Annotated in this window: 11 protein-coding genes; 10 read left to right on the forward strand and 1 reads right to left on the reverse strand. The window is 69.9% G+C overall.

Going from position 1 to position 9,840, the window contains the following annotated elements:
• Window positions 1-32 precede the first annotated feature (32 nt).
• The 4 genes from ACFQH9_RS01055 (at window position 33) to ACFQH9_RS01070 (ending at window position 4,180) form a co-directional block, all read left to right on the forward strand.
• Window positions 33-1,280, forward strand: a complete 1,248-nt coding sequence (locus ACFQH9_RS01055) for an acyl-CoA dehydrogenase family protein (protein ID WP_379563163.1) — start codon at window positions 33-35, stop codon at window positions 1,278-1,280.
• A gap of 82 nt (window positions 1,281-1,362) precedes the next feature.
• Entirely contained in the window at window positions 1,363-2,568 is a 1,206-nt protein-coding gene (locus tag ACFQH9_RS01060) for a cytochrome P450 (RefSeq protein WP_379563165.1), read from the forward strand.
• Window positions 2,568-2,888: a 2Fe-2S iron-sulfur cluster-binding protein gene (locus tag ACFQH9_RS01065; RefSeq protein WP_379563167.1), complete on the forward strand. Its 321-nt coding sequence runs from the start codon at window positions 2,568-2,570 to the stop codon at window positions 2,886-2,888. The genes ACFQH9_RS01060 and ACFQH9_RS01065 overlap by 1 nt, the downstream gene beginning before the upstream one ends.
• Entirely contained in the window at window positions 2,888-4,180 is a 1,293-nt protein-coding gene (locus ACFQH9_RS01070) for an NAD(P)/FAD-dependent oxidoreductase (RefSeq protein WP_379563169.1), read from the forward strand. Before ACFQH9_RS01065 ends, ACFQH9_RS01070 begins: the two co-directional genes overlap by 1 nt.
• A 49-nt stretch (window positions 4,181-4,229) precedes the next feature.
• Here the strand turns inward: ACFQH9_RS01070 and ACFQH9_RS01075 are convergent, their stop codons facing one another.
• Window positions 4,230-5,711: an NAD-dependent succinate-semialdehyde dehydrogenase gene (locus tag ACFQH9_RS01075; protein WP_379563171.1), complete on the reverse strand. Its 1,482-nt coding sequence runs from the start codon at window positions 5,709-5,711 to the stop codon at window positions 4,230-4,232.
• 46 nt (window positions 5,712-5,757) lie between these two features.
• Here ACFQH9_RS01075 and ACFQH9_RS01080 point away from each other — a divergent pair, with 46 nt between their 5' ends.
• From ACFQH9_RS01080 to ACFQH9_RS01105, 6 genes are all read left to right on the forward strand, one after another.
• Complete coding sequence (locus ACFQH9_RS01080) at window positions 5,758-6,615, forward strand: N-acyl homoserine lactonase family protein (protein WP_379563173.1); 858 nt, start codon at window positions 5,758-5,760, stop codon at window positions 6,613-6,615.
• Window positions 6,612-7,574 (forward strand): NAD(P)-dependent oxidoreductase, encoded by a 963-nt coding sequence (locus ACFQH9_RS01085; RefSeq protein ID WP_379563175.1) that lies wholly within the window; start codon window positions 6,612-6,614, stop codon window positions 7,572-7,574. Before ACFQH9_RS01080 ends, ACFQH9_RS01085 begins: the two co-directional genes overlap by 4 nt.
• On the forward strand, window positions 7,571-7,969 hold the full coding sequence (locus ACFQH9_RS01090; RefSeq protein WP_379563177.1) for a cupin domain-containing protein: 399 nt from the start codon (window positions 7,571-7,573) through the stop codon (window positions 7,967-7,969). The genes ACFQH9_RS01085 and ACFQH9_RS01090 overlap by 4 nt, the downstream gene beginning before the upstream one ends.
• Window positions 7,966-8,391 carry a 4-carboxymuconolactone decarboxylase gene (gene pcaC, locus ACFQH9_RS01095; RefSeq protein ID WP_379563179.1) on the forward strand — a complete coding sequence of 142 codons (426 nt, stop codon included), beginning with the start codon at window positions 7,966-7,968 and terminating at the stop codon, window positions 8,389-8,391. Before ACFQH9_RS01090 ends, pcaC begins: the two co-directional genes overlap by 4 nt.
• Before the next feature lies 1 nt (window position 8,392).
• Window positions 8,393-9,259, forward strand: a complete 867-nt coding sequence (locus ACFQH9_RS01100; RefSeq protein WP_379563181.1) for an NAD(P)-dependent oxidoreductase — start codon at window positions 8,393-8,395, stop codon at window positions 9,257-9,259.
• Window positions 9,256-9,840, forward strand: a 585-nt coding sequence (locus ACFQH9_RS01105) for a carboxymuconolactone decarboxylase family protein (RefSeq protein ID WP_379563183.1), incomplete at its 3' end; no start/stop codon positions are given. The genes ACFQH9_RS01100 and ACFQH9_RS01105, both read left to right, overlap by 4 nt.

The raw sequence follows: 9,840 nt of genomic DNA on the forward strand, positions 1-9,840 counted from the left end.
GTCCCTTCCCCAACCGACCCCGAGGAGCCGTCATGCCGGTGCCACCCCGCGATCTCCCTTCCCTCGACCCGACGAGCCAGCCCGAAACGCTCGACCGTGAGCGCGCCGTCTCGGCTGCGCGGGCGCTCCGCCCGCGGCTGCTGGCCGAGGCCGCCGCGACCGAGGCCCGCCACTACCCCAGCGAGGAGCTGCACGCTGAGCTCGCCCAGGCCGGGCTGTACAACCTCATGCGCCCCGGCACGTTCGGCGGCTACGAGCTGCCCGCAGCCGACTACATGGCCGTCGTCCGAGAGCTCGCCCGCGGTGACATGAGCACCGCCTGGTGCTTCACCCTCAGCTCCGGGCACGTGCTCTGGCTCGCGTCCTGGTGGCCGGAGCAGGCCCAGCGCGAGATCTTCGCCGAGCCCTTCGCCATGGCGAACGGCACCTCCGCGCCCACGGGCCGGATGCGCCGGGTCGAGGACGGTTGGATCGTCAGCGGCCGGTTCCCCTACGGCTCGGGCGGCGCTTACGCGACGCACTTCCTGGGACACGGTGTCGAGCCTCGCGACGACGGGTCGCCCGCCGTGCACACCTTCGTCCTGCCCCGCGCCCAGTGGTCGCTCGAGGACGACTGGGGTCGACTGTTGGGCCTGCGCGGCAGCTCCTCACACACCGTCGTGGTTGAGGAGCAGTTCGTCCCCGACCGTTTCGTCCTGCAGAACCGGACGATCGTCGACATCGACGTGGACGGCGGCACTCCCGGCTACCGGCTGCACCGCAGTCCGATCTACAACGGCCGCGGCATCGCCTTCTTCAGCATCGAGCTGGCGAACCTGGCTGTCGGCGGTGCCCTCGCGATGCTCGACGAGTACGAGGACATGTTGCGGTCCAAGAAGACCGCACTCCCACCGCAGGTGCTGCGCGGCGAGCACCCCACCTACCAGCTCTGGTACGCCGACGCTGCCACCACCCTCACGGACGCCGTCGCCGGACTGGACCATGCCGCCGCCCTGTTCCTGGAGTACAGCACCCGCGCCGCGAAGAACGAGGGAAGCTACTCGGTTGTCGACGACGCCCACGTCGGCAGGCTCGCGTTCGCCGCCCAACAGAAGGCGTGGCGCACCGTCGAGGGGATCCTCATGCGTACGGCCGGCAGCAGCGCGCTCGCCACCGGCAGCCGCACCGACCGGATCTGGCGGGATCTCTGCATGGTGCACAGCCACCAGAACTCGATCGTCCAGGACATCACCGCGCCCCTGTACGCGTCAGGACGACTGACCGCTTCCTCGGCGCAGTAGAGGTTACAGCCGGCTTTTCCGCGCTTTACGCGTGGTTATGCGCCAGGCACCATCACCCTCACCGCCAATGAAGGGGGAGACAGTGAGCGCAGTCGCCACCAGCGCGCCCGACGCGGCATGGGTCACACTGAACGCGTTGATCGACGATCCGCTGCCGGTCTACGCCCGGCTGCGTGCCGAGCACGGCGAGGTGGTCTGGGTACCAAGCGTGCAGCGGTACTTCGTCCTCGGGTTCGAGGCCTGCCGGTTCGCCGAGAACAATCCGGACACCTTCGCCCCGTTGGGGGGCCGAAACCTCGTCCGCAAGGCCATCGGGCCGAACATGCTGACCAAAGGGGACCCGGAGCACGCCGTTGAGCGGTCCGCGGTCAACCGCGCCCTACGGCCGAAGACGATCGAGCAGTCCTGGCTGCCCGTCTTCCAGGAGAACGGTGAGCGATTCCTGGCGGACGTGATCGAAGCGGGCCCCGGCGCCGACCTGGTCCAGAGCTTTGCGATCCCCTTCGCTGCGGCGAACCTTGCAGCGATCGTCGGCATCCCGGAGGCCGGCTGGGCGGCGGTCCAGCGGTGGTCGTCGGCGTTCATCGCCGCGAGTGGCAACCTGCTGAACGACCCGGACGTCTGGGCCGCCAATGAGCGCGCCAACGCCGAGGCCGAGGAGCACATCACCGACGCGATCGCTCGGGTGAAGGCGGTCCCGGATCAGTCAATGCTCTCGGCGATGGTCCACGCGGATCTGCCCGAGTTCCTGGTGCGCGCCAACACCAAGCTGGCGATCGCAGGCGGAGTGAACGAGCCTCAGCACACGATCGTCAACGGGGTGTGGGCCTTCGCTCGGCACCCCGAGCAGCGGGACCGGCTGATCGCCGATCCGGCCGGCTTCGTCGGCGCGTTCGACGAGGTGGTCCGGTGGCTGTCGCCGATCCAGTCCATCGGCCGCGCCGTGATCGCCCCCGTGACCCTCGGGGGGGTGTCGCTGCGGCCCGGTGACGAGGTCATGCTGGTGGTGGGTGCGGCGAACCGCGATCCGAGCCAGTTCCCCGACCCGCACCGGTTCGACGCCTTTCGCACCCGCAAGCCGCACCTGGCGTTCGGAGGCGGCATTCATTTGTGCGCCGGGACCTGGGCCTCCAAGGGCCAGATCGGACGCGTCGCCTGGCCGCTGCTGCACGAGCGGCTGGTCGGGCTGCGGCCGGTGGACATCGAGGCCGCGCGCTGGCGCGGCTTCACCTTCCGGGGACTCGAGCAGCTGCCCGTGACTTGGGACGACGTGCGAGGAGGCGCGTGATGGCAAAGATCCGATTCGTGGGTGCGGACGGCACCGAGACGACCGTCGAGGCCGCCGCGGGGGCCAGCATCATGCAGGCCGCGGTGTCCCAGGGTGTACCCGGCATCGTCGGGGAGTGTGGCGGTTCGCTGATGTGCTCGACCTGTCACGTCTACATCGACGACCAAGAGGACCTCGGCATCGTCGCCGTCGACGACGAGGAGGACGAGATGCTCGACGCGGCCGCCGCCGAACGTCGGGAGACCAGCAGGCTCGCGTGCCAGATTCGCCCCTCGGGTGACACAGAGCTGGTCGTGCACGTCCCCGAGACGCAGTACTGATGGACGGCCCGAGGTTCGATCGCACCTCGCGCGTCGTCGTGGTCGGTGCCGGGCAGGCCGCCTGCCAGCTCGCGACCTCCCTGGTCGAGGACGGCCACAGCGGCCCGATCACGCTGGTCGGGGACGAGCCGTACCTACCCTACAGCCGCCCGCCGCTCTCGAAGGAGTACCTTTCGGGCAAGGTCGACGGAGAGGCACTCAACCTGCGCGACGGCGGGTTCTTCGCCGGCTCTCCCACGACCCTGCGCCACGATCGGGTCGTGGCTGTCGACCGCACCGAGCGCGTCGTCACCACAGGGCAGGGCGAGCATCTGCCGTACGACGCCCTGGTGTTCGCCACCGGCGCGATCAACCGCGAGCTCGAAGCACTGCCCTCGAGCACCGGTGGCATCGTCACTCTGCGGACCAGGGCGGACGCCGACCACATTCGTGAATGCTTCACGGCGGTGCGTCGAGTGGTGATTGTCGGCGCTGGGTTCATTGGGCTGGAGTTCGCGGCTTTCGCCGCCGCCGCAGGCCGGCAGGTCACAGTGGTCGAGACCGGGCCGCGGGCGCTCGGACGTGCCGTCACCCCCGAGATGGCGGAATTGATCGTCAAGGAGCAACGCGCAGCCGGGGTGGAGTTCCGGTTCTCCGACACCGTGATCGAACACGAGACCGCTGACGGCGCCGTCTCCGCGGTGACCACCGCGGACGGCACACGGCTGCCCGCCGACCTCGTGGTCGTGGCCGTCGGCGTGCTGCCCGAGACCGACCTCGCGGCGGGCTGCGGGCTCACGATCGACAACGGCATTGTCGTGGACGCAGGGCTGCGCACCGCCGACCCGCGCGTGTTCGCCATCGGCGATTGTGCCCGCTTCCCCCACCAGTCGTCGGGCCTGGCGCTACGCCTCGAGTCCGTGCAGAACGCCGTGGACCAGGCCAAATCAGTCGCCGCGACGCTCCACGGCCGCCCGGGCCCGTACGCCGCGGTCGCGTGGTTCTGGTCCCAGCAGGGCACGCTCAAACTCCAGATCGCGGGCGTGCTCGCGCATGTCGACGACACGGTGGTCCGACTGGACCCCACTCGTGGCCGGCACGCCGTGTTCGCGTTCGCGGCGGGCCGACTCGTCGCGGTCGAGACCCTCAACGCCGCGGGCGTGCATCTCGCTGCGCGCAAACTGTTGGCCCAGGGCCACAGCCCCACCCCGCAGGAGGCCCGGGAGCCCGACTTCGACCTGACCGCGTTCGCCAAGCGGGCCCCGCGCCCGCAGGCTGCCCCGCGGACGTCAGCACTCGCCAACTCGAGATGATCCGGCTTCGCCCGCGCAGATCCAGCGCGGGCGGAGCCCCTCATCCGGGTCAACCCGCGGGGCGCACCGGCATCGCGATCAGCTTGTACTCGAGGTACTCGTCGATGCCCTGCGCGCCGCCCTCGCGCCCGAGTCCGGACTGTTTGATTCCCCCGAAGGGGGTCGCGGGGTTGGACACCACCCCGCCGTTGAGCCCGACCATCCCCACCTCGAGGTCCTCGCAGACCTGCATCGCCCGGTCGACATCCTGGGTGAAGACATAGCCCGCAAGCCCCCAGGTAGTGGCGTTGGCGAGGCGCACGACCTCGTCCGGGTCGTCGAAGGTCTGAATGGCCGCGACCGGGCCGAAGATCTCATACCGAACCAGCTCGCTGTCCGGATCGACGCCGGTCAGCACGGTCGGCAAGTAGAAATAACCGGGCCTGCTCGGCGCCGATCCCCCGCACAGCACCGTGGCGCCGCGGACCACGGCGTCCTCGACAAGGCCGGCGACCGTGGCCCGGCTGGGCGCGTCGACCAAGGGGCCGACTTCGGTACCCGGCTCCAGGCCCGGGCCCATCCGCAGCGCGCTCATCGCCTCCGCCAGCCGCCTGCCGAACTCCTCGGCCACCGTGGTGTGCACGAAGAACCGGTTCGCGGCGGTGCAGGCCTCCCCCATGTTCCGCATCTTCGCCTGCACTGCGCACGCGACCGCGACGTCGAGGTCGGCGTCCGCGAACACCACGAACGGGGCGTTGCCGCCCAACTCCATCGACGTCCGGACGACGGCGTCGGCAGCCTGGGCGAGCAGGATCCGACCGACTCCCGTGGACCCGGTGAAGGACAATTTCCGTACGTCGCCGCTGCGCAGCAGCGGCTCGACGAGCTCGGCTGCGCCCCTGGTCGGCACGATGTTCACCACACCCGCGGGCAGCCCGGCCTCGGTGAGCAACTTGCCCAGCAGCAGGCTGGACAGCGGCGTCTGCGGGGCCGGCTTGAGCACCACCGTGCAGCCCGCGGCGAGCGCGGGGGCGATCTTGCGGGCGCCCATCGCCAGCGGGAAGTTCCACGGCGTGACGAGCAGACATGGCCCGACCGGCTGGCGCAGCACCATCGCCCGGGAGCCACCGTCCGGCGTGCGGCCGAAGTCCCCGCCGATCCGCACGGCCTCCTCCGCGAACCACTGGAAGAACTCGGCGGCGTAGGCGACCTCACCGCGGGCCTCGGCGAGCGGCTTACCCATCTCAGCCGTCATCACGCGCGCCAGCCGCTCGACGTCCGCAGTCATCAACTCGTACGCCCGCCAGAGGATGCGACTGCGCTCCCGCGCAGGAGTGGCAGCCCAGTTGCGCTGCGCGCCCACAGCAGCGTCGAGCGCGGCCCGGCCGTCCGCGGGCGAGGCGTCGGCGACCGAGCACAGCAGCCGTCCGGTAGCGGGGTCCTCGACCGGCATCCGCGCGCCGCCCGAGGCCTCGACCCAATGGCCGCCAATATGCAGGAGGGTCGGCACCTCCTCGGGCAGCGGCGTCACCGGAGTGTTCAACACCGACATGTGGGCTCCTCGTCCAGGTATTGCCATTTCGTCATACGATACTACGATGATGGGCGATGAAGACGACCGAGCGATGGAGCATCCGGTGACACTCAGCGGGCCGGGGAGCGACGGGACGACCGGGCCCGAGGTCATTGCCGTCCGCTACGGCACCCGACAGACGACTCGTAGCGACGTCTACCTGAACTTCCATCACTATGGCGTGCCGGACTCGCCCATCGGGATGGACTACTTCTTCTGGATCGTCCGGAACGGCGGGCGCACTGTGGTGGTCGACACCGGGTTCAGCGACGCATCGGGCGCCCGGCGCGGGCGGACCATGTTGTGTCACCCCCGGCAGGCGCTGGTCAGGCTCGGCGTGGACCCGATGTCCGTCGACCAGGTGCTCGTGAGCCACGCCCACTACGACCACATCGGCAACCTCGACCTGTTTCCCGCGGCAGAGGTCGTCATCGCCCGCGCCGAGTACGACTTCTGGACCGGCCCGTACGCGAACCGCTTCATGTTCGCCATGTCCGCCGAGCAGGACGAAGTGACCGGACTGCGTGGGATCGCGAAGGAGGGCAGGCTGACGTTCGTCGAGGGCACCCACTCCGCGAATCTGGGCATCGAGATCGTCGAGGTCGGCGGGCACACCCCAGGCCAGACGGTCGCTGTGGTGGCCACCGCGGCCGGCCCGGTCATCCTCGCCTCGGACGCCGTGCACTACTACGAGGAGCTCGAGCTGGATCGGCCATTCATGTCGGTGGCCGACCTCCAACGGATGTACCGGGCATTCGACCAGGTCAGCGAGATGGCCGAGGACTCTGGGGCGGTTCTCGTCGCCGGCCACGACCCGCTGGTCGGCGATCGCTTCACCCCTTACGACGCGGCGGACCCCGGGTTCGCGCTGCGCATCCGATGACCCCTACGACGACGAGTACGCCGCAAACGGCGACGGAGGACGCGATGGACGGCAGACGACTCGGTTTCGTCGGCCTGGGCAACATGGGCGGGCGGATGACCCGCAGGCTGGTCGAGGCGGGCCTCGACGTCCTCGGCTTCGATACCGTTGCTGGCCGCGCCGCCGAGGTCGGCGCCGAGCCGGCCGCGAGCCTGGGCGAGGTCGCCGCGCACACGGACGTGATCCTGCTGTCGCTGCCGGACAGCACGGTCGTCGAGAAGGTGATGGGCGGTTCGGAGGGGTTGCTACGGCACACCCGCAAAGGACAGGTCATCATCGACCTGAGCACCTCAGCCCCCGCCTCGACCACCCGGCTCGGCGCCGAGCTGGCCGAGCGGGGAGCAACCCTGGTGGACGCAGGCATCTCCGGCGGCGCCGCCGCCGCGGACAAGGGCACGCTGACCCTCATGACGGGCGGAGACGCCGCCGTCATCGAGTCACTAGCCTGGGCCTTCGACCCGATCAGCTCGGCGGTCTTCCACATGGGCCCGCTCGGTGCCGGGCACAGCACCAAGCTGCTCAACAACTTCCTCAACGCCGTCGCGCTGTCCGCGACTGCCGAGGTCATGGTCGCGGGCGCCAAGGCGGGGCTGGACCTGCACCGGCTGCTCGACGTCCTCAACTCCAGCAGCGGGGTCAACTTCGCCACCCTCAACCGGTTCCCGAAGATCGTCGACGGGGACTACCTCGAAGGCGGCTTGACCGGGCGGCTGATGACCAAGGACGTCGTGGCCTACGTCGAGCACCTCGGCAAGCTCGGCGTCCCCTCGCTCAACGCCGCGGCGCCCCTCGCCGCGTTCGGGCTGGCCACCCAGCTCGGCTACGGCGACCAGATCAGCAACCGGGTTGTGGACGCCATCGGGGACCTCGCGGGCGGTATCCGCGTGCACTCCCCCGAGGCGCAGGGAGGGCAGGAATGAAGATCATCCGAGGGCGCGCCGCGGGCGGGACGTCAGAACAGCGCACCGAGACGTTCACCGGCACCGTCTACGCCGACCCCCTCCTGCGCAGCACGGACGGCGTCACGATCAACACGGTCTTCTTCGCGCCGTGCTCCCGCACCTACTGGCACACCCACGAGCACGGCCAGCTCCTGCACGTCACCGCGGGCGCGGGGCGAATCTGCTCCGAGGGCGGGCCGATCGAGGAACTGCGGGCCGGAGACGTCGTCTGGGTGCCCGCCGGGGAACGGCACTGGCACGGCGGCGGGCAGGACAGCTACCTCGTGCACGTCGCAGTCTCGCTCGGCAAGACCGACTGGGAGCACAAGGTCAGCGAGGCCGAGTACACATCCACCATCCAGGAGCAAGCATGACGACCACCGACGCCGCCACCGCCACCGCCAACGGCGCCGTACCGACCCGTCTAGATCGGGGAATGCAGATCCGTCGTGAGGTCCTCGGCAGCGCCCACGTCGACCGGTCGATGGCCGCGGTGAGCGAGTTCAGTCGCCCGGTCCAGGAGCTCGTCACCGAGTACTGCTGGGGCGAGGTCTGGAGCCGGGAGGGGCTGGACCGGCGTACTCGCAGCCTGCTCAACCTGGTGATGTTGACCGCGTTGGGCCGCAACCACGAGCTGGGCGTGCACGTGCGCGGCGCTGTCACCAACGGCTGCTCCGTGCAGGAGATCCAGGAGACGCTGCTACAGACCGCAATCTACTGCGGTGTGCCCGCCGCGCTCGAGTCCTTCCGGGTCGCCGAGAAGGTCCTGACCGAACTGGCCACTGCCGATGAATGAGGTGCGAAGCACGATCGGTTTCGTCGGGCTGGGGCGCATGGGCCGACCCATGGCGGCCAGGCTCGCCGAGGCGGGCTGGGCCGTACGCGGTTTCGATGCGGGCACCGTCGAGCCGCCCGCGGGCGTGACCCTGGTCGGCTCGGCGGCCGAGACCGCAGCCGGCGCGGACGTCGTGGTGCTCATGCTGCCGAGCAGCGACATCGTCGAGGCGGTGCTCGACGGCGGTCTGCTCACGGCGCTAGCCCCCGGCTCCCTGCTGCTCGACATGGGTTCCAGCCGTCCGCTGTCCAGCCGGGTGATCGCCGAGCAGGTCGCGGCGCAGGGCGCCGCCTTCGTCGACGCCCCGGTCTCCGGCGGTGTGCGCGGGGCGATCCACGGCGAGCTGACGATCATGGCAGGCGGAGCGGAGGAAGACCTCGATCGCGTCCGGCCGCTGCTCGACATCCTCGGCCGCAGCGTGGTGCACGCCGGCGGCGTTGGCGCGGGCCACGCCGCGAAGGCGCTGAATAATCTGCTCTCCGCCTCGCACCTGCTCGCCACTTCCGAGGCGGTCCTCGCCGGAAAGCGGTTCGGGCTCGACCCGGCGGTGCTCCTGCAGGCGATCAACGGCTCGTCCGGACGCAGCGGGTCCAGCGAGGTCAAGTGGCCCAAGTTCGTGCTGCCCGGCACGTACGACTCCGGGTTCGCGCTCGCCCTGATGCTCAAGGACATGAAGATCGCGACCGAGCTCGCTGAGGCCCAGGACAGCCCGATCGCGTTCGGCCGCGCGGCCGTCGACGCGTGGGAGCGCGCCGCCAAGGAGCTCCCCACCGACGCCGACCACACCGAGATCGCCCGCTGGGTGGACGCTAACGGAGAACTGAGATGACCACGCCGAAGACCATTTCAGACACCCCGCTGCCGCCCGCCGCGCAGGCGGCCAAGGACGAGTTTGTCAGGGTCCGCGGCACCTGGAGCGACGCCTGGGAGGCCATCGCCCGGCTAGACCCCGGATTCCTGGAGTCCTACACCCGGTTCTCGGGTGTGCCGTGGCGCAAGAACCACCTGGACGACAAGACCAAGGAGTTGATCTACATCGCGGCGAGCGCCGCGGCGACCCACCTCTACGTCCCGGGGATCAGGTCGCACGTCAAGGCGGCCCTCGCCTTCGGCGCCACCCCCGAGGAAATCATGGAGGTCCTGGAGCTCACGAGCACGCTGGGTATCCACGCCGCCAACATCGGCGTTCCCCTGCTGGTGGAAGTCCTCGAGGAGGAAGGCCTGCGGACGGGTCCCGCACCGCTGAGCGAGCACCAGGAGAAGCTCAAGGCCGAGTTCACGGAAACCCGCGGGTACTGGCACCCCTTCTGGAACGAGATCCTCGAGCTCGATCCGGAGCTCTTCGAGTCCTATGTAGACTTCTCATCGGTGCCATGGCGAACCGGAACCCTCGAGCCCAAGGTCAAGGAG

The organism is Pseudonocardia lutea (assembly GCF_042658055.1).
GTDB classification, from domain to species: Bacteria; Actinomycetota; Actinomycetes; order Mycobacteriales; family Pseudonocardiaceae; genus Pseudonocardia; species Pseudonocardia lutea.